The sequence below is a fragment of the Mesorhizobium sp. LCM 4576 genome, from assembly GCF_001854815.1.
Classification (GTDB): Bacteria; Pseudomonadota; Alphaproteobacteria; order Rhizobiales; family Rhizobiaceae; genus Mesorhizobium; species Mesorhizobium plurifarium.
Window position 1 is genome coordinate 287,908 of record NZ_MDDT01000004.1, and the last position, 19,121, is coordinate 307,028.

General features: G+C 63.5%; 20 protein-coding genes. 3 read left to right on the forward strand and 17 right to left on the reverse strand.

The features are described from left to right. Positions 1 to 121: 121 nt before the first annotated feature. The 7 genes from lpdA to eno form a co-directional block, all read right to left on the reverse strand. Positions 122 to 1,570 (reverse strand): dihydrolipoyl dehydrogenase, encoded by a 1,449-nt coding sequence (gene lpdA, locus LCM4576_RS01595; RefSeq protein ID WP_071030016.1) that lies wholly within the window; start codon positions 1,568 to 1,570, stop codon positions 122 to 124. Positions 1,571 to 1,597: 27 nt separating this feature from the next. Further along, a complete protein-coding gene (locus LCM4576_RS01600) occupies positions 1,598 to 2,236 on the reverse strand; it encodes an SGNH/GDSL hydrolase family protein (RefSeq protein WP_071030019.1) in 639 nt (212 codons plus the stop codon). Positions 2,237 to 2,368: 132 nt separating this feature from the next. Then, positions 2,369 to 3,739 (reverse strand): pyruvate dehydrogenase complex dihydrolipoamide acetyltransferase, encoded by a 1,371-nt coding sequence (locus tag LCM4576_RS01605; RefSeq protein ID WP_071030021.1) that lies wholly within the window; start codon positions 3,737 to 3,739, stop codon positions 2,369 to 2,371. A gap of 18 nt (positions 3,740 to 3,757) precedes the next feature. After that, positions 3,758 to 5,143, reverse strand: a complete 1,386-nt coding sequence (locus LCM4576_RS01610) for a pyruvate dehydrogenase complex E1 component subunit beta (protein ID WP_071030023.1) — start codon at positions 5,141 to 5,143, stop codon at positions 3,758 to 3,760. Between the two features lie 15 nt (positions 5,144 to 5,158). Next, positions 5,159 to 6,196, reverse strand: a complete 1,038-nt coding sequence (gene pdhA, locus LCM4576_RS01615) for a pyruvate dehydrogenase (acetyl-transferring) E1 component subunit alpha (RefSeq protein WP_071030025.1) — start codon at positions 6,194 to 6,196, stop codon at positions 5,159 to 5,161. 175 nt (positions 6,197 to 6,371) lie between these two features. Next, a complete protein-coding gene (locus tag LCM4576_RS01620; RefSeq protein WP_071030026.1) occupies positions 6,372 to 6,695 on the reverse strand; it encodes a septum formation initiator family protein in 324 nt (107 codons plus the stop codon). A 158-nt stretch (positions 6,696 to 6,853) separates the two neighbouring features. Further along, complete coding sequence (eno, locus tag LCM4576_RS01625; protein ID WP_071030029.1) at positions 6,854 to 8,128, reverse strand: phosphopyruvate hydratase; 1,275 nt, start codon at positions 8,126 to 8,128, stop codon at positions 6,854 to 6,856. 200 nt (positions 8,129 to 8,328) lie between these two features. On the opposite strand from eno, the gene LCM4576_RS37460 reads away from it, so the two are divergent. Continuing rightward, positions 8,329 to 8,451, forward strand: coding sequence for a hypothetical protein (locus LCM4576_RS37460; RefSeq protein WP_274534951.1), 123 nt, complete (start codon positions 8,329 to 8,331; stop codon positions 8,449 to 8,451). Between the two features lie 66 nt (positions 8,452 to 8,517). On the opposite strand, the gene LCM4576_RS01630 is transcribed toward LCM4576_RS37460, so the two are convergent. The 7 genes from LCM4576_RS01630 to LCM4576_RS01655 all read right to left on the reverse strand — a co-directional run bounded on the left by LCM4576_RS01630 (position 8,518) and on the right by LCM4576_RS01655 (position 14,875). Continuing rightward, positions 8,518 to 8,883 (reverse strand): PRC-barrel domain-containing protein, encoded by a 366-nt coding sequence (locus tag LCM4576_RS01630; RefSeq protein WP_071030031.1) that lies wholly within the window; start codon positions 8,881 to 8,883, stop codon positions 8,518 to 8,520. Positions 8,884 to 9,019: 136 nt separating this feature from the next. Next, on the reverse strand, positions 9,020 to 9,880 hold the full coding sequence (kdsA, locus tag LCM4576_RS01635; RefSeq protein WP_071030033.1) for a 3-deoxy-8-phosphooctulonate synthase: 861 nt from the start codon (positions 9,878 to 9,880) through the stop codon (positions 9,020 to 9,022). Beyond that, positions 9,877 to 10,761, reverse strand: coding sequence for a VOC family protein (locus LCM4576_RS01640; RefSeq protein ID WP_071030035.1), 885 nt, complete (start codon positions 10,759 to 10,761; stop codon positions 9,877 to 9,879). The genes kdsA and LCM4576_RS01640 overlap by 4 nt, the downstream gene beginning before the upstream one ends. A 71-nt stretch (positions 10,762 to 10,832) precedes the next feature. After that, a complete protein-coding gene (locus LCM4576_RS01645) occupies positions 10,833 to 11,123 on the reverse strand; it encodes a Dabb family protein (protein ID WP_041006747.1) in 291 nt (96 codons plus the stop codon). Positions 11,124 to 11,224: 101 nt separating this feature from the next. Next, on the reverse strand, positions 11,225 to 11,353 hold the full coding sequence (locus LCM4576_RS37465; protein WP_274534952.1) for a hypothetical protein: 129 nt from the start codon (positions 11,351 to 11,353) through the stop codon (positions 11,225 to 11,227). 136 nt (positions 11,354 to 11,489) lie between these two features. After that, entirely contained in the window at positions 11,490 to 13,478 is a 1,989-nt protein-coding gene (locus LCM4576_RS01650) for a bifunctional 2',3'-cyclic-nucleotide 2'-phosphodiesterase/3'-nucleotidase (protein WP_071030037.1), read from the reverse strand. Between the two features lie 131 nt (positions 13,479 to 13,609). Then, the gene (locus LCM4576_RS01655) at positions 13,610 to 14,875 is read right to left on the reverse strand and encodes an NAD(P)/FAD-dependent oxidoreductase (RefSeq protein ID WP_071030039.1); all 1,266 of its coding nucleotides are present in this window, start codon (positions 14,873 to 14,875) and stop codon (positions 13,610 to 13,612) included. Between the two features lie 174 nt (positions 14,876 to 15,049). On the opposite strand from LCM4576_RS01655, the gene LCM4576_RS01660 reads away from it, so the two are divergent. Next, a complete protein-coding gene (locus LCM4576_RS01660; protein WP_116397858.1) occupies positions 15,050 to 15,709 on the forward strand; it encodes a 5-formyltetrahydrofolate cyclo-ligase in 660 nt (219 codons plus the stop codon). Here LCM4576_RS01660 and LCM4576_RS01665 read toward each other — a convergent pair. Further along, complete coding sequence (locus LCM4576_RS01665) at positions 15,706 to 16,179, reverse strand: Lrp/AsnC family transcriptional regulator (RefSeq protein ID WP_040982960.1); 474 nt, start codon at positions 16,177 to 16,179, stop codon at positions 15,706 to 15,708. The genes LCM4576_RS01660 and LCM4576_RS01665 overlap by 4 nt on opposite strands. A gap of 213 nt (positions 16,180 to 16,392) precedes the next feature. On the opposite strand from LCM4576_RS01665, the gene ald reads away from it, so the two are divergent. Beyond that, positions 16,393 to 17,508, forward strand: coding sequence for an alanine dehydrogenase (gene ald, locus LCM4576_RS01670; RefSeq protein ID WP_071030043.1), 1,116 nt, complete (start codon positions 16,393 to 16,395; stop codon positions 17,506 to 17,508). Positions 17,509 to 17,947: 439 nt separating this feature from the next. On the opposite strand, the gene LCM4576_RS01675 is transcribed toward ald, so the two are convergent. Beyond that, complete coding sequence (locus tag LCM4576_RS01675) at positions 17,948 to 18,415, reverse strand: DUF1203 domain-containing protein (protein WP_071030045.1); 468 nt, start codon at positions 18,413 to 18,415, stop codon at positions 17,948 to 17,950. Positions 18,416 to 18,561: 146 nt separating this feature from the next. After that, positions 18,562 to 19,119, reverse strand: a complete 558-nt coding sequence (locus LCM4576_RS01680) for an OmpA family protein (RefSeq protein WP_071030131.1) — start codon at positions 19,117 to 19,119, stop codon at positions 18,562 to 18,564. Between the last annotated feature and the right edge of the window lie 2 nt (positions 19,120 to 19,121).

The window sequence follows — 19,121 nt, forward strand, 5'->3', positions numbered from 1 at the left end:
ATCAGGTGAAAATGCATCCGGATACGAACTGCCTTGCTGTCAGCTTTCTCCGGCTGCCGCGTGTGAGTCTCGCCTGACCAATCTAGCACGGATCGGCTATCTATCACCGATTGGTGACTTATCATGCGTTCAAAGCGCGGCCATAGGCGTCGAGCACGCTCTCCTTCATCATCTCCGACAGCGTCGGATGCGGGAAGATCGTGTGCATCAACTCTTCCTCGGTCGTCTCCAGGTTCATCGCCACGACAAAACCCTGGATGAGCTCGGTCACCTCGGCGCCGACCATGTGTGCGCCGAGAAGCTGCCCGGTCTTCTTGTCGAAGATGGTCTTGACGAAACCCTGGTCCTCGCCGAGCGCGATGGCCTTGCCGTTGGCGCTGAAGGGGAAGCGGCCGACGCGGATATCCTTGCCTTCGGCCTTGGCTTTCGCTTCAGTCAGGCCGACAGACGCCACCTGCGGACTGCAATAGGTGCAGCCGGGGATCTTCAGCTTGTCGATGGCATGCACGCCGGGGAAATTGGCGATTTTCTCGATGCAGACCACACCTTCATGCTCGGCCTTGTGAGCGAGCATCGGCGGCCCGGCGACGTCGCCGATGGCGTAGATGCCGGGCACATTGGTCTTGCCGTAGCCGTCGACGACGATGCAGCCGCGGTCCGTCTTCACACCGAGCGCTTCCAGGCCGAGATTCTCGATGTTGCCCTGCACGCCGACGGCCGAGATCATGYGGTCGGCGGTGATCTTCTCGACCTTGCCGTCCTTCATCTCGACATGCGCAGTGACCGAATTGGCTGATTTGTCGACCTTGGTCACCTTGGCTTCGAGGATGATCTTCATCCCTTGTTTCTCGAACTGTTTCTGYGCGAATTTCGAGACCTCGGCGTCCTCGACCGGCATGACCTGCGGCAGCAGCTCGACCACCGTCACGTCCGCGCCCATGGTGCGGTAGAAGGAGGCGAACTCGATGCCGATGGCGCCGGAACCCATTACGAGCAGCGATTTTGGCATTTCCTTCGGCACCATCGCCTCGAAATAGGTCCAGATCAGCTTGCCGTCCGGCTCGATGCCGGGCAGCGCGCGCGGCCGGGCGCCACTCGCCAGGATGATGTGCTTGGCGGTGTAGGTGCCCTCGCCCTTGACGCCCTTTGGCACCGGCGGCTGCGGCTCCATCGCTTTCTTTGCCGTCTTCGAAACGACGATCTCGCCCGGCTTGGAAAGCTTGGCCTCGCCCCAGATGACGTCGACCTTGTTCTTCTTCATCAGGAAGCCGACGCCGGTGTTCAGCCTGAGCGACACTTTTCGGGRACGGTCGACCACGGCGGCCGTGTCGGGGCTGACCTTGCCGCCTTCGAGTTTCAGGCCGTAGTCCTTCAGATGATCCGAATAATGCATGATCTCGGCCGAGCGCAGCAGCGCCTTGGTGGGGATGCAGCCCCAGTTGAGGCAAATGCCGCCCAGATGCTCGCGCTCGACGATCGCCGTCTTGAAGCCGAGCTGGGCGGAACGCACCGCCGTGACATAGCCACCGGGGCCTGAGCCGATGATGATGACGTCGTAGGATTCAGCCACGGGTTTTCTCCCTGATCTTTCTGAGGGTTAGAGTGAGAGCATGACACGCACGAGCGGCGCCAGCGCCTGGCCGATCCGCCGCGTGTTCTCGGCATCGAGATGGACGMCGTCGAGTGGCGTGGTGGTGGCGACCGTGYCGGCATCGAAGAAGCCGCAGCCGGCCTCGTCGGCCAGCGCTGAATATTGCGGCGCCAGACGCTTGGAGGCGTCGTCGCCGCCGGCGAACATTTCCTTGAATTCGGCATTGTCGGTGCGCGTCACCACCGGCGGCGCGACGATGAGGATCTGCGGCGCGTCCCAGTCGAACGGGTAGCCGTGGCCGCGCACGATGTCGATCAGGCGCTGGATGCCCTGCTTGGCGGCGACCGGATTGCCGTGGATCCAGGGCTTCATGTCGTTGGCGCCGAGCATGAAGATGACGAGATCGAGCGGCGCGTGGCTGGTCAGGATCGTCGGCAGGATGCGGGCGCCGTTGCGATCGGCGCCGGCCAGATGGTCGTCGAAGGCCGTGGTGCGGCCGTTCAATCCTTCGGCGATGACCTCGACACCCTCGCCGAGTGCCGCCCCGAGCACGCTCGGCCAGCGGTCCTCGAGGGCATGGCGACCAAGGCTGCCGGCGTCATAGCCCCAGGTCAGCGAGTCGCCATAGCAGAGAATTGTCTTCATGCGGTTGCCCAACCCTTGCCGAAACCTGGCTGCGAGCGCCTGACGCGCCGGCGTGCGAAGAGCTCGCCAGCGGGATCGAAAATGATCAAGGCGAAAAGGCCGGTGAAGACTATCCGCACCGCCTTTTCCTTCCTAGACCAGCATGCCCATCGGGTTTTCGATCATGCGCTTGAAGGCGCCGAGCAGTTCCGCGCCGAGCGCGCCGTCGACGGCGCGATGGTYGGTCGAGAGTGTCACCGACATCACCGTTGCCACCTTGATCTCGCCCTTCTTCACCACAGCCCGCTCTTCGCCCGCGCCGACCGCCAGGATCGTCGCATGCGGCGGGTTGATGACGGCGGCAAAGTCCTTGATGCCGAACATGCCCAGATTGGACACCGCCGTCGTGCCGCCCTGATATTCTTCGGGCTTCAGCTTGCGGCTCCTGGCGCGGCTCGCCAGGTCCTTCATCTCGTTGGAGATCACCGACAGCGTCTTTTCATCCGCACGCCGGATGATCGGCGTGATCAGGCCGCCGGGGATCGAGACGGCAACGCCGACATCGGCATGCTTGTGCTTGACCATGGCGTTTTCGGTCCACGACGCGTTGGCATCCGGCACCGCCATCAGCGCCATCGCCATGGCCTTGATGACCATATCGTTGACGGACAGCTTGTAGGCGGGAACCTCGCCCTTGTCGGTCTTCCGCATCGGAGCGGCGGCATTGAGTTGCGTGCGCAGCGCCAAGAGCGCGTCGAGCTCGCAATCCAGCGTCAGATAGAAATGCGGGATGGTGCTCTTCGCCTCGACCAGGCGGCGCGCGATGGTCTTGCGCATGTTGTCATGCGGCACGAGCTCGTAGGAGCCTTCGGCAAACAGCTTCAGCACCTGATCGTCCGACATCGGCTTCGGCGCGGGCGCCGGAGCGGATGGAGCGCCAGCTGGCGCCTTCGCCGCAGGCGCGGCCTGGGCGCCGCCGGAAGCGATCGCCGCCTCGACGTCGACCTTCACCACGCGGCCATGCGGGCCGGAACCGGCCAGCGCCGCCACGTCGACGCCGGCATCCTTGGCGATGCGGCGGGCCAGCGGCGATGCGAAGACGCGGTCCCCGGCGGCGTGACCGTTGGCCACGGGAGCAGGCTCGGCCTTTGCCGGCGCGGGTGCCGCGGCCGCCGCTTTCGGAGTCTCCTTGGGCGCTTCGGCCTTCGGGGCTTCCGCTTTCGGCGCTTCGGCCTTTGGCGCTGCACTACCACCGCTCTTGGCCGCGGCGGCGGCATCCTCGCCCTCGCCGGCCAAAATGGCGATCAGCGCGTTGACCTTGACACCTTCGGTGCCAGCCGGCACCACGAGCTTGGCGACCGTGCCTTCATCAACGGCCTCGACTTCCATCGTCGCCTTGTCGGTCTCGATCTCGGCGATCACATCCCCCGGCGAAACCTTGTCGCCTTCCTTGACCAACCATTTCGACAGATYGCCCTCTTCCATGGTCGGAGAGAGCGCCGGCATGGTGATGTTGATTGGCATGATGTCCTCCCGACCGGCTTAGCGATAGGTAACGGCTTTGACGGCCTCGACGACCTCGCCGACATTGGGCAAAGCCAGCTTTTCCAGGTTCGCCGCGTAAGGCATCGGCACATCCTTGCCGGCGATGGTGATCACCGGCGCGTCGAGGAAGTCGAAGGCGCGCTGCGAGACCTGGTTGGCGATGTGATCGCCGACCGAGWTCTGCGGGAAGCCCTCTTCCACCACGACGAGGCGGTTGGTCTTCTTCACCGAGGCGATGATCGTGTCGAAGTCGAGCGGCCGGATGGTCCTGAGATCGATGATCTCGGCATCGATGCCCATGCCGCGCAGTTCGGCCTCCGCCTTGACCGCATAGGTCATGCCGATGCCGAAGGAGACGAGCGTGACGTCCTTGCCTTTTTTGTGGATGCGCGCCTTGCCGATCGGCAGCACGAAATCGTCGAGCTTCGGCACCTCGAAGGAATGGCCGTAGAGGATTTCGTTCTCGAGGAAGATGACCGGGTTCGGGTCCCGGATCGCCGCCTTGAGCAGGCCCTTGGCGTCGGCGGCCGTATAGGGCATCACCACCTTCAGGCCGGGGATATGGCTGTACCAGGCGGCATAGCACTGCGAGTGCTGGGCGGCGACTCTGGCCGCGGCTCCGTTCGGGCCACGGAAGACGATCGGCGCGCCCATCTGGCCGCCGGACATATAGAGCGTCTTGGCGGCGGAGTTGATGATCTGGTCGATCGCCTGCATGGCGAAGTTGAAGGTCATAAACTCGACGATCGGCTTAAGCCCTGCCATCGCCGCACCCACGCCGACGCCGGCAAAGCCGTGCTCGGTGATGGGCGTGTCGACGACGCGGCGCGGCCCGAATTCCTGCAGCAACCCTTGAGTGATCTTGTAGGCGCCCTGGTACTCGGCGACTTCCTCGCCCATGACGAAGACGTCGCCGTCGCGGCGCATTTCCTCGGCCATGGCGTCGCGGAGCGCCTCGCGCACCGTGGTGGACACCATCTCGGTGCCGGCGGGGATGTCCGGRTCGGCGGCGACCTCCGTCTTCGGTGCTGCGGCGACAGGAGCCGCAGCTTCGCTCTTGGCCGCGGCCGGTGCCGGCGCGGCTTCAGYCTTGGCAGGCTCTTCCTCGCCTATGCCTTCACCGGCCTTGTCGACGTCCTCGCCGTCGACTGCCAGCACGGCGATCACCRCGTTGACCTTGACGCCTTCAGTGCCGGCCGGAACGACGATCTTGGCCAGCGTGCCTTCGTCGACGGCTTCGACTTCCATCGTCGCCTTGTCGGTCTCGATCTCGGCGATCACGTCACCGGCGACGATCTTGTCGCCTTCGTTCTTCAGCCATTTGGAAAGATTGCCCTCTTCCATCGTCGGCGAGAGCGCGGGCATGAGAATTTCGATCGGCATGTCCTTGCCCTCTCCTTAGAGTACGATGTCGGTCCAGAGCTCGGACGGATCCGGCTCGGCGTCGTTCTGGGCGAATTCGGCGGCGTCGGCGACGACGTCGCGCACTTCCTTGTCGACGGCCTTGAGCTCGTCCTCGCTTGCCCACTTCTTGTCGAGCAGCCGCACCCGGACCTGTTCGATCGGGTCGTGCTCGGAGCGCATCTTCTGCACTTCCTCCTTGGAACGATACTTCGCCGGATCGGACATCGAGTGGCCGCGATAGCGGTAGGTCTGCATCTCGAGGATCAGCGGGCCGTTGCCGGCGCGRCACCATTCGGTGGCGAGCTCGGCCGCTGATTTCACGGCGCGGACATCCATGCCGTCGACCTGGATACCGGGAATCTTGAAGGAAGCGCCGCGGTGCGAGAAGTCGGTCTCGGCCGACGAGCGCGACACGGACGTGCCCATGGCGTAGCGATTGTTCTCGATGATGTAGATCACCGGCAGCTTCCACAGCGAGGCCATGTTGAAGCTTTCGTAGACCTGGCCCTGGTTGGCCGCGCCGTCTCCGAAATAGGTCAGCGTGACGTTCTTGTTGTCGCGGTAGCGGTTGGCGAAGGCCAATCCGGTGCCGAGCGACACCTGGGCGCCGACAATACCGTGGCCGCCGTAGAAATGCTTCTCCTTGGAGAACATGTGCATGGAGCCGCCCTTGCCCTTGGACAGGCCGCCGCGGCGCCCGGTGAGCTCGGCCATGACGCCGCGCGGCGACAGCTCCATCGCCAGCATGTGGCCATGGTCGCGATAGGCGGTGATCATCTGGTCGCCTTCGACCAGCGCCATCTTCATGCCGGTGACGACGGCCTCCTGGCCGATATAGAGATGGCAGAAGCCGCCGATGAAGCCCATGCCGTAGAGCTGGCCGGCCTTCTCCTCGAAGCGGCGGATCAAGAGCATGTGCCTATAGGCGGAAAGCTCTTCTTCCTTGGTGAAATCAGCGGGCTTGGGCGCTGACAGATTGGGCTGTTTGTCGGATTTGGATTTGGCGGGCGCTTTTTTGGCGGCGGTGGCCATGCGTCACTCCCTGTTGGCGTCTCTTTGCGGACATTCAGGGAGATCGATCGCCTCCCCACCGATTTGCGCGAGGCTAACACGCAAGGATGCATTGTGCCATGCTGAAAAATGCATGGCTGGCATGCATCTAAGCGATTAGAATCATTGCGAATAAAGGCTGTTAACCGAAATTCGGTTATTTCGCCGGGGCGGGCAACATGATGGTGATTTCGTCGGGCTGGGACAGATTGAGCGCCTTTCGGGCCTGCTCGTCAAGCATATCCTTCTCCAGCGTGCCTTCGTGCATCAGCTGAACGCGGCGCTCGAAGTCGATCCGGCGCGCCTTCACGGCATCGAGCTGAGCCTGCAGCTCGGCCGCCTGGGCCTCGAGCCGATACTTGGAGTAGATGCCGAATTCGCCGTGATAGGCGTGGAAGCCGAAATAGGCCAGGAAGAGCACGCAAAGCGAGGGGATGATCAGCCTGCCGGTGTTTCTCTGCTTGTGCTGACGTGTCCACATGACCCGAACCCTCGCGGCCGCGAACGCAAGCGGCCATGAGTCGTATTTCGCCCGATTGTGCTTAATGGACGGTTACGGACGGCCCGTTGCATGGCCGCCGGAAACGAAAAAGGGCGGGAATGCCCGCCCTTTTTTAAGGTTCGTCAGAACAGGCTGGATCAGCCTTTGACCACCGACTTGCCGGCGTAGCGCGCCTGTTTGCCGAGCTCTTCCTCGATACGGATGAGCTGGTTGTATTTGGCCATGCGGTCCGAACGCGACAGGGAGCCGGTCTTGATCTGTCCGCAATTGGTGGCGACCGCGAGGTCGGCGATGGTCGAATCCTCGGTCTCGCCCGAACGGTGCGACATGACCGCGGTGTAGGCCGCCTTGTGCGCGGTCTCGACCGCGTCAAGCGTCTCGGTCAGCGAGCCGATCTGGTTGACCTTCACCAGGATCGAATTGGCGACGCCCATGCGGATGCCGTCGCGCAGCCGAGCCGTGTTGGTGACGAAGAGGTCGTCGCCGACGAGCTGAACCTTCTTGCCGATCAGGTCGGTCAGGATCTTCCAACCTTCCCAGTCGTCCTCGGCAAGGCCGTCCTCGATGGTGATGATCGGATAGTCGGCAGCCAGCTTGGCGATATACTTGGCCTGCGCCTTGGGATCGCGGGTCTTCTTCTCGCCTTCATAGACATAATTGCCGTCCTTGAAGAACTCGGTCGCCGCGCAGTCGAGGCCAAGCGCCACGTCCTCGCCCGGCTTGAAGCCGGCCTTCTCGATCGATTCCATGATGAAATCGAGCGCCGCCGGCGCGCTTTTCAGGTTGGGGGCGAAGCCGCCCTCGTCGCCGACATTGGTGTTATGGCCGGCGTCCTTGAGCTTCTTGCGCAGCGTGTGGAAGATCTCCGAGCCCCAGCGCACGCCATCGCGCAGCGTCGGCGCGCCGACGGGCAGGATCATGAATTCCTGGAAATCGACCGGATTGTCGGCATGGGCGCCGCCATTGATGATGTTCATCATCGGCACCGGCAGGATGTGCGCCTTGGTGCCGCCGATATAGCGGTAGAGCGGCAGGCCGGCGGCTTCCGCCGCGGCCTTGGCGACCGCCAGCGATACGCCGAGGATGGCGTTGGCGCCGAGGCGGCTCTTGTTCGGGGTGCCGTCGAGCTCGATCATCGTCTGGTCGATATGGATCTGGTTCTYGGCTTCCATGCCGCCGATCGCCTCGAACAGCTCGCCGTTTACGGCCTCGACCGCCCGCTGGACGCCCTTGCCGAGATAGCGTGGCCCGCCATCGCGCAGTTCGACCGCCTCATGCGCGCCGGTCGATGCGCCCGAGGGCACCGCGGCGCGCCCCATCGAGCCGTCTTCCAGCACCACATCGACCTCCACGGTCGGATTGCCACGGCTGTCCAGGATTTCACGCCCGACAATGTCGATGATGGCGGTCATTTGCGATGTCCCCGATTGATCGATTGAAGCGTCGCGCCCCTCTTAGCCAAAGCGGCGCAAAAGGCAATCGGCGGCGCCGCAATTATTGCCGCGGGCCGGATTCACGAAGCGCAAATTTCTGTCATCATAAGTCATGCGCATCACGTGGCCTTCTCATCTATGGTCGCGTTCGCGCGGGGCGAAACAGGAGGAGTTTCGCCATGTCCCAGTTGAGCGGTATCGTGAGTTTGTTCCTGATCGCGGCGGCATTCCTGACGTCATGCGACGATCAGAAGCCCCAGCAGAGTTCGGTAGAGCTATCGACTCTCGGCGCGGCGGAATAGTTTAGACGCAAAGGCCCCCGGCTTCATTGTCGGGGGCCTTCCGATTTCAGCACGTAGATCAAGCGATCAATGCCAATAGGGCTTCACATGGTAGTACTGGAATGAAGCATCACGGGCGGCTTCGCCGTCGGCGCCGGTCAGTTCCTCGATCGAGTATGCGGGCGCGGCCTGAAGCTGTTCCTTGGTGAATGGAACAACGTAACCGCCTTTGTCCTCGTCATAGTCGAGCGTCGCCCACGGGATGGCGTGGTACTTTTCGCCCATGCCGAGGAAACCRCCGAAACCGATCACGGCGAACATGATGCCGTTCGACATCTTGTCGAGCATCACATCCTCGATGCTGCCGATGCTGTTGCCTTCGGTGTTGTAGACAGACGTGCCGATGACGCGCGAGGCGGCAATGGCTTCAGTGTGCCCGGACGGGGTGGTCATGGTGGTGCTCCTCTCGGTTGGATGCCTGCACTGACAATGAGAGGAGTGGGCGAAGGTTCCCGATGATTTGCTAGGCTATCGGTGAGATAGCGTTGGCTCATCGCATGCCGGCACTGGATCGAATCCGTTGCCGCAATCAGTGACCTTTGGCGATGCGGTCGAAGGCCATGAGCTTTTCCAGCAGCGCCGGCATGTCYTTCAACGGGACCATGTTTGGGCCGTCGGAGGATGTCGAGTTGTCTGGGTCCTGATGGGTTTCGATGAAGACGCCGGCGACGCCGACGGCAACGGCTGCGCGCGCGAGCGTTTCGACGAAGCGCCGTTCGCCGCCCGACGAGCCGCCCTGCCCGCCCGGCTGCTGCACGGAATGGGTCGCGTCGAAAATCACCGGGGCGCCGATCTCGGCCATGACCGGCAGCGAGCGCATGTCCGACACCAGCGTATTGTAGCCGAAGGAGACGCCGCGCTCGGTGGTCAGAACGTTCGGATTGCCGGAGCCGGTGATCTTGGCGACGACGTTCTTCATGTCCCAGGGCGCGAGGAACTGGCCCTTCTTCACATTGATGACCTTGCCGGTCCTAGCCGCGGCGAGCAGCATGTCGGTCTGGCGCGACAGGAAAGCCGGGATCTGCAGGATATCGACATGGGGTGCCACAACAGAGCATTGCTCCTCGGTGTGGACGTCGGTCAGCACCGGGAGCCCAAACTCCTTGCGCAGATCGTCGAAGATCGGCATCGCCGCGTCAAGCCCCGCGCCGCGCGTCGCCGAGAGCGAGGTGCGGTTGGCCTTGTCGTAGCTGGTCTTGTAGACGAGGCCGATGCCCAGACGCTCCGTCAGTTCCTTCAGGGCGCCGGCCATGTCGAAAGCGTGCTGGCGCGATTCAAGCTGGCACGGGCCGGCGATCAGCGACAGCGGCGCATTGTTGGCGAAGACGACCTTGCCGACGGTTACCGATGTATTGGGCGCCATCGAATTGGACGCTTGCGGCTTGCTCATGGGATCTCCCGGAAGATGAAGGCGGCGCCCTGCCCGCGCGCCGGCGGAACGACGATATCATCGCCGCTCATGTTGTGATCGACAGCGCCGGCCGCAAGCGCCTGCGCAACTGAAGCTTTGTCGCGGACCGAGAAGACAATCGCCTCAAACCGCAAATGYGACGACGGCTTGGCCGCCATGCCGAAGCGCTGCAGGTAGGTCCCGGGCGTGACGACGCTCAGGATTGCGTTCGGCAGCCRCACCGCGTCGGCCGCCCCAAGGTCGCCGGCACTCGCGTCCGCGGCAATAGAGATCAATCCGATCTGCGCGGACGGCGCGTCGCTGACCGCGATCACTTCGACGATGCCGGTCACGCCATTGGCATGCACCTGGAGCGCCGTGCGATCGATCTTCGGCGCGTTGACGCGCTCGCAGGCGAAGAGGAACGCGTCCGACGCCCCGTTGTCGGCCGCGAAGGCCAGCTTGAAGGACGCGGTATCGCTCTTTCCGTTCGCATCGGTGAAGGCGCGTGAGAAACCCAACATGTCACCGGCCGACAGGCCGGCTTCGGCGAAGYGCCTATGGTCGGCATCGGCATTGCCGGTTCCGAGCACGACGGCGGAAAAGCCCTCCTCGCCCAGCCGTTCGCGATAGGCACGGTCGCGCGCGACGAAGACATTGCCCTCGCCGATGGCGCGGTCCGCCGTCTGTTCGTTGCCGATGGCAAGCGGCTCGAGATAGGTGCCGTCGGCGAAAAAGACGCAAGCGTTCTCCGTGCCGAACGGGTGGATGCCCGTGGGCGCAACGACGAAGCCGAGCGAGGCCAGACGCGACCGCACGGCATCGAGGCTCCGTGTCGGCAGCACGAGGTGGTCGAGTGGATGAGCAGCGGTTTTGATCATGCCGGCGGGGTGTGYCCCATTCCGGCCCGCGGTTCAAGAGCGGCGGACCGCCGGGAGCGCGCTCTGCCGGTTCAGGCCGCGGCCACGACATCGGCCGAATAGCGCAGCTCGCGCAGCGGCTTCACCTTGCTGGTCGTGTCGGCATAAATCGGATGCGCCTTGTAGGCGGCAAGCGCCGCCTCGTCCTCGAACTCGGCATAGACGACCACATCGATCGCGTTCGAGAACAGATCGACCTTGGTGTTGAGCGTTACCTCGAAATGCTTGGAGTGCGGAATCTTGCCGAGCGCCAGCAGGCCCGAGCGCACAGGCTCGACATCTTCCTTGCGCCGCACGCTGAAGAAAACAATGTGCCGGATCAAGCCAGCCTCCCTGGTCTTCGATTCAGCGGTGTTTCTGTGGGAGCAACGCCTGGGCGTCAACCGGCAACGATGTCGCGCCCGCGAGGCGAAGCCGCGAGACCTTACCCGGTGACGTAGCGCACGATGYGCGACGCCTCCTTCACGGCCACATCGAGGTAATGGCCATGATTGTAAACGCCATCCCAGATCAGGAAGAAGGCGATGGCGACGATGACGATCACATAACGCATGGCAAAAACTACCGCATGTGAACGGCCGGAACCAGAGCAGGAGCTGCGGCGATCGTTCCAGTTCACTGCTTTTTGCCTGAGGCTGCTTTCCGTCGGCGGCGTAGCAGGTGGAAGACGCCGCGTGGGCGCGAGGGCGTCAGAGCGTGATGCGGTATCTGGCGAACCCCGCCTCGCCCTCGCCGGCGGGCTCGATCTTCAGGGATTTCACCTCCGCGATGAAATCCTTGGCCCTCGGTCCGGTCTCGAAGACGACGCTGGCGCCGGGCAGCGGCGCGAACGACCAGTTGTCGTCGGCGGAAGGATTGATCGTTCCCTCGCTGACGACAAAGCGCACGATCACATCGCGGTTGGTATCCGGCGTTTCGTAGATGATCTTCGAAGCATTGATGTCGGGGAAATTGCCGCCTCCGCCAGCGCGGTAATTGTTGGTGGCAACGACGAATTTCGCGGCCGGATCAATCGCTTTACCGTCGAATTTCAAGTCGACTATGCGATTGGAGCCGGCGTTCGCGAGGCCGCCCTTGGCATCGTATTTCGGTGGCTGCGACAGGTCGATCCTGTAGGTGACGCCGTCGATGACGTCGAAGTTGTACGATGGGAAATCGGTGTTGATGAGCGGCTGGTCCGCCTTGCCCGGCTCGATGTGGTTGAAGATGCCGGCAGACATCTCGAGCCATTCCTTCACCTCGGCGCCGGTGATTTCGACGGCGCGCACCGTGTTCGGGTAGAGATAGAGATCGGCGACGTTCTTTATGGCGATGTCGCCCACGGGAACATCGGTATAATAGTCGGCGCCGTTTCGGCCGCCGGCCTTGAAGGGCGCCGCCGCCGACAGCAGCGGCATGTCCTTCCATTCAGTGCTCTTCAATATGTCCTTGAGATACCAGGTCTGCGCCTGGTTGACGATCTGCACGGACGGATCGTCGGCGACCAGAGCGAAATAGGAATAGAGCGGCGCCGATGTCTTGCCGACGGGACGGCGGACATAGGCAAGGGTTGCCTGATGGTCTTGCTCGAGCGCGGCGATGATGCGCTTATCGTCGCCGACCTTCGCCTTGTTCTTGTTGTCGTGGCGCTCATAGATCGGCCGCGCCTCGGAGGTGGCCGAGACAACCCGCCATTTCGAGCCGTCGCGCTCCAGAAGCAGGTCGATCAGACCCATATGCGAGCCCCAGAAGCCGCCCATGACCGCTGGCTTGCCCTGCAGCGTGCCCTTTTCGGTGTCGACGCCCGCGAGCGCCTGGAAATCCTTCTTGCCGGGGAAGACTAGATGCTGGTGCCCGGTGAAGACGGCGTCGATGCCTTCGACGCCGGCAACGAAGAAGGAAGCGTTCTCCATCTTGTCGCTCTGCTTGATGTCGATGCCGGAATGCGAGAGCGCGATGACGATGTCAGTGCCCTCTTCCCTGATCTGCGGCACCCAGGCCCTGGCCGCTTCGACGATGTCGCGCGTCTGGACGTTGCCTTCGAGATTCTTGAGATCCCACACCATGATCTGCGGCGGAACGAAGCCGATGACGCCGATCCTGATCGGCTKCTCGGCCCCGGAACCGTCCTTGATCTTCCTGTCGAGGATCACATAGGGCTTGAGGTAGAGCTTGTCGTCGCGCGGGTTGCTGGCCGGCGTGGTGCCGCGGATCAAATTCGCGCAGACGAAGGGGAAATTGGCGCCGGCCAACACCTTGTCGAGAAAGGACAGGCCGTAATTGAACTCATGGTTGCCGAGCGTGGAGCATTCGTAGCCGAGCAGGTTCATGCCCTTCATGATCGGATGCAAGTCGCCGTCCTTCATCCCCCTTTCGTAGGCGACATAGTCGCCCATCGGACTGCCCTGCAAGAGGTCGCCATTGTCGATCAGCATCGAATTCACGGCTTCCTTGCGCACCGCATCGATCAGCGAGGCCGTCCGCGACAGCCCCATCGTGTCGTTCGCTTTGTCGGCGTAGTAATCATAGGGCAAAAGGTTCACATGGATGTCGGTGGTTTCCATGATCCTGAGATGCGCCTGGTTGGCCGCGGCACGGGCGGAGAACGGATGCAGCATGATCAGCGCGCCGCCGGCAGCGGCGCCAGCCAGGAATTCGCGGCGGGAGAATTGACTTTGAGCGGCTGGCGGTCGTGACATCGTGTTCTCCTCTCCAACAACGCTGTGACCCCYGCCCTGGCAGCGGAGCATGGCGCTGAATACGCATTGAGTCCATGTGCGCTGGAGGCCTTCCGATCACGACAAGGTGACGTGTCGATGAAGGCGAGGAATCAGCTTTTGTCGTCGTCGCCCTGGGTGATCAGGCGCGCGCTGCGCTGACCGGTAWGATATATCCATAGCCAGCTAAGCGAGACCGCCAGGCGGTTGCGGAAATCGATCAGGAAATAGATGTGGGCTATGCCCCAGAGCCACCAGGCGAGCCAGCCGGTGAGCTTGATCCAGCCGAAGTCGATGGCTGCGGCGCGCTTGCCGATCGTCGCCAGGTCGCCGGCATGCCGGTACTGGAAAGGCCGTGTCGCCGTGTCGCCGGCAAGGCGCGCCTTGATCGTCGCGGCGACATGCTTGCCCTCCTGCTTGGCCGAGGGCGCCACGCCCGGCACCGGCTTTCCATCCGGACGCAGCACATGCGCGGTGTCGCCGATGACGAAAATGTCGGGATTGCCCGGCACGGTGAGGTCGGGTTCGACGATCACCCTGYCCGCCCGGTCGGCCGCGGCTCCCAGCCATTCGGCCGCCGGCGAAGCGGCAACGCCGGCCGCCCAAATGATCGTCCTTGCCGGCAGGCGCTTGTCGCCGAAGACGACGCCTTCGGCATCGAGTTGTGTCACGGGGCGTCCGAGCTCGACGGTGACGCCCAGCCTTTCCAGCGCCTTGCGGGCATAGTCGGAAAGCTGCGGCGCGAAATTGGCCAGGATCCGGTCGCCGGCCTCGATCAGCACGACGCGCGCCTGGCGTGTGTCGATGTTGCGGAATTCGCCGCGCAACGTGTCATGCGCTAGCTCGACAATGGTGCCGGCGAGCTCGACGCCGGTCGGCCCGCCGCCAATGATGACCAGCGTCAGCAGCGCCTGGCGCTTCGCCGGGTCGGCTTCGCGCTCCGCCTGCTCGAAAGCGAGCAGGATGCGACGCCGGATCGCGGTGGCATCCTCGAGCGTCTTCAGTCCCGGCGCGAACGGTTCCCATTCGTCGTGGCCGAAATAGGCGTGGCGCGCGCCTGTGGCGAGCACGAGCGTGTCGTAGGGAACCGAGCTGCCGTCTTCGAGCAGCACGCGCTTGCCGGCGCGGTCGACCCCGGTGACGGTACCGAGAAGCGTCGTCACGTCCTTGCGCCTGCGTAAAAGATGACGGATCGGCCACGCGACCTCGGAAGTCGCCAGCGACGTCGTCGCCACCTGGTAAAGCAGCGGCTGGAACAGGTGGTGATTGCGCTTGTCGATCATGGTGATGCGCACCGGTGCGCCATGCAACGCGCGGGTGAGTTCGAGCCCGCCGAACCCGGCGCCAACGACCACGACATGATGCTCGGCTTCGCTCATTTCATCCACCTCGCGACGTAAAACCACCACACAGGGATGTAGGTATTTTTGTGCACTGCAACAACATCTTGCCGGACAGGAAGCATGCCCCAGAGTCGTCGCGTGGCGTCGTGAATGCACATGGAACGCGCCCTGCCACAGGTATAGCGTGAGACCGTACGACAGGAACCTATCATGGCTGATAATCGCGACGACGACGGGCCGGCCCAATACGCATCACCGCCCTGCTTCATGCACGAGCTCGACCCGGAATATCGGGAGCCGCTCTCCGACTGGACGGATATCAGGCGATGGCGCAAGGCCGAGCGCGAGCGGCTCATCAACRCTCGCCTCGCCGTTTCAGCCGACGCGCGCGCCGCCATGTCGACGCGCATCGCGGATGGCATCGACGCGCTGATCGGCGATATAGACGGCCGGATGGTCAGCCTCTACTGGCCGTTTCGCGGCGAGCCGGACCTGCGCGGCTGGATGGCCTCGATCAACGAGYGCGGCGGCCGCACCGCGCTGCCTGTCGTCGTCGAGAAGGGACAGCCGCTGGTCTTTCGCGCCTACAGACCGGGCGACCGGCTGGAAAAGGGCGTCTGGAACATTCCGATCCCGGCCGAAGGCGATCCGGTGCTGCCCGACATCGTGATCTCGCCGATCGTCGGCATCGATCCTGGCAACTACCGGCTGGGCTATGGCGGCGGCTTTTACGACCGTACGCTCGCCGCGATGCCGTTCAGGCCGCTGGTCATCGGCGTCGGCTACGAGTTGCAGCGTATCCCGACCATCTACCCGCAGGCGCACGACATCCCGATGACGACCGTGGTGACCGAAGCCGCAGCGGTCTAAGCCATCTCCGGCCGCAGCCCGACCGCCGTGCGATCGACGATCTCACGCAATGCGAAGGACGAGTTGATCTTCGTCACATGCGGCATGGCCGACAGCCATTCCTTGTGGATGCGCTCATAGTCGACGAGGTCCTTGGCCGCGATGCGCAGGATGTAGTCGTATTCGCCCGACATCAAATGGCAGGAGAGCACGTTCGGGCAGCGCTTGATCGCCGCCTCGAAATCCGACAACGTCTTTTCGAATTGCCCCGACAGCGATATGTGCACGATCGCCGTCATCTGGTGGCCGAGCGCGGAATTGGACAGCCGCGCATGGTAGCCGCGGATGGTTCCCGACTTCTCCAGATTGTCGAGCCTGCGCGAACAGGCCGATTGGGAAAGGCCGACCTTCTCGGCTAGTGCCGCATTGGGAATCCGGCCATCCTTCTGCAAAGTCTCCAGAATGGCGATATCAATCCTGTCGAGCCGCATTTTTCGTGGTTCCTGCGAATTTCTATTCGTTTTGCGCAACGATTATCGAAGAGCGACCATTGTCGCAAGTGCATTCGCAAACACATACGGAACGATTCGTGGTTGACTGCGATTATTGCGTGTCGCCTCCAAATCGCGCGGCGTTCCGGAGCCGATGGCATGCACCAGTGACAGGGAGAGCGCCCTTCGAAGGGCGCACTGAGGAGAAGAAGAATGCGTGTCGGCTGCCCCAAGGAAATCAAGAACCATGAATATCGCGTCGGTCTGACGCCCGGCTCGGTCCGCGAATATGTCGCGCACGGCCACGAAGTGCTGGTCGAGACCGGCGCCGGCRCCGGCATCGGCGCCGACGATAACGCCTATCGCGCCGCCGGCGCCACCATCGCCAAGACGGCCGCGGACGTGTTCGCCAAGTCGGACATGATCGTCAAGGTCAAGGAGCCGCAGCCCAAYGAATGGGTTCAGCTGCGCGACGGCCAGATCCTCTACACCTATCTCCATTTGGCTCCCGATCCGGAGCAGACCAAGGGTCTTCTTGGCTCGGGCGTCACCGCGGTTGCTTACGAAACCGTGACCGACGACCGCGGCGGCCTGCCGCTGCTGGCGCCGATGTCGGAAGTCGCCGGCCGCCTGTCGATCCAGGCCGGCGCGACCGCGCTGCAGAAGGCCAATGGCGGCCGCGGCGTGCTGCTCGGCGGCGTGCCCGGCGTGCTGCCCGGCAAGGTCACCGTGCTCGGCGGCGGTGTCGTCGGCCTGCACGCGGCCAAGATGGCGGCCGGCCTCGGCGCCGACGTCACCATCATCGACCGCTCGATCCCGCGCTTGCGTCAGCTCGACGACATCTTCGGCGGCCGCGTGCATACGCGCTATTCGACCGTCGAGGCGCTGGAGGAAGAATGCTTCTCGGCCGACGTCGTCATCGGCGCCGTGCTGATCCCCGGCGCCGCGGCGCCCAAGCTCGTCACCCGCGAAATGCTCTYCGGCATGAAGAAGGGCTCGGTGCTGGTCGACGTCGCGATCGACCAGGGCGGCTGCTTCGAGACCTCGCATGCCACGACGCACGCCGATCCGACCTATGAGGTCGACGGCGTGATCCACTATTGCGTCGCCAACATGCCCGGCGCCGTGCCGGTCACCTCGGCGCATGCGCTCAACAACGCGACGCTGCACTATGGCCTGCAGCTCGCCGACAAGGGCCTCAAGGCGCTAGTCGACGACCACCACCTGCGCAACGGCCTCAATGTCCATAAGGGCAAGATCACCAACCGCGCCGTCGCCGAAGCGCTCGGCTATGAAATGGTCGAGCCTAAGGCGGTCCTTGCGGCCTGACATCCCGGCCGGAACTTCCTCCTGTCGCGCCCGCCGGATCATTCCGGCGGGCTTTTTCTTGCGCGCAAAACCGGCACCGGATCCGGGCAACAAAAAAGCGGAGCAAAAGCCCCGCTTCCTCGATGTTGCGATCTGTCGCCGGTCCATCCGCGGTCGACACATCATCAACAACTGCCTTCTAGCAAAGGAGTACGACGGGAATACGACAGTCCTGAAAGGCTGGTTCCCGGCTTAGAGCCATTGTGCGCCCTTGTGTGAAACGCTTCACATTCGCCCTGCGCGAAGGCCGCCTAGACACGTGTTGTTACTGGCGGCCTGAGCTGCTGTCCGGGTTGGACAAGTCCGGCCTGGACAGCACTCGCCGACAGCTTCTGTCAGACCCTCCAACGGCCCGCCTGACCATCGGCGGGCTTCTTTTTGGGGCCATACGGGTTTGGGCTCAGGCCCGCTCGATGCGGCATTGATAGCAATTGTTCCGCGCCGAGCGGACATGGATGTAGGCGATGTCGTCGCGCTCAAGCAGTGAAGTCGCGCGAGCGGCGATGTCGCCCGTCGGCGTGACCGCGCCGCTGCCATAGACGATGCGATCGTCCTTGCCGTAGCCCCTGACGATATAGTCGCTGCTTTCGAGCATCTCCGGCAGCGCTTTCCCGTCGGCGGCGCGATCRCATTCCTCGGCATGCAGGAAGATCGGGCCGGTTTCGGCATAGGGCTGCGGATCCGGGAACGGCCGGTAGGCAACGATAAGATAGCCGTCACCCTCGGCGACGTTCTTGAGGCAATGCCTGCATGGCACGCCGTCGCCGTCGGAAATCCGGTGCTCCGGGGTGCGCCCATAGGCATCGGGCCCTCCCCGCTGCAAGGCGCGCACGGCTTCGGTTGGCAAGGCTTTGAACTGGATGCTCATGGGCGATCTCCGGTGTCGATGTCCGGAAATTATGGCTCGGCGCCAGCGCTTCCCACCCGATTCCTGACAGGTGGCGCGCACATATGAAAGAGCCCGGCTGCCTTGCGCAACCGGGCCCTCGACGAGCAGCGTTGTCGGTCTGAGCGTTACCGCACGAAATCGTCGAAGCGGCGCAGCGTCACGCGGCGGTTGCGCCAGTTCTCCTGCTGGGTCTGCACAAGCAGGAATTCCTCGCCATAGCCGACGGTGTCCAGCGCGAACGAGGGCACGCCGAACTCGTTTACCAGCGTCCGCTTCAGCGAGGCGGCGCGGCGTTCGGACAGAACCTGGTTCGATTCGAAGGAACCCACGGCGTCGGTGTGGCCCTCGATCAGGATGCGCGCGCCGCGGTCGCGGCGCAGGATGCGATGGAGCGCGTCTGCAATGATTTCGACCTTGCCATATTGCGAAGGGGCAATGGCGGCCGAGYCGAACTCGAAATTGATCGACTGGATGTCGATCGAGCGCGCCATGCGCCGCAGATCCGGCCGGCGCTTGAATTCGCGAATGGTAACGCGTTCATTGGCGCRCAGCTTCTTCCTTGGCGCGGCGTCGAGCTGCCGCTCGATCGTCGCGGCCGAAGGCGTGGTCGCCTGTGCGGATGCCAGGCTCGGCATGGCAATTGCCGCAATCATGGCCACGGCAAATGTACGTCGGGTCAACATGT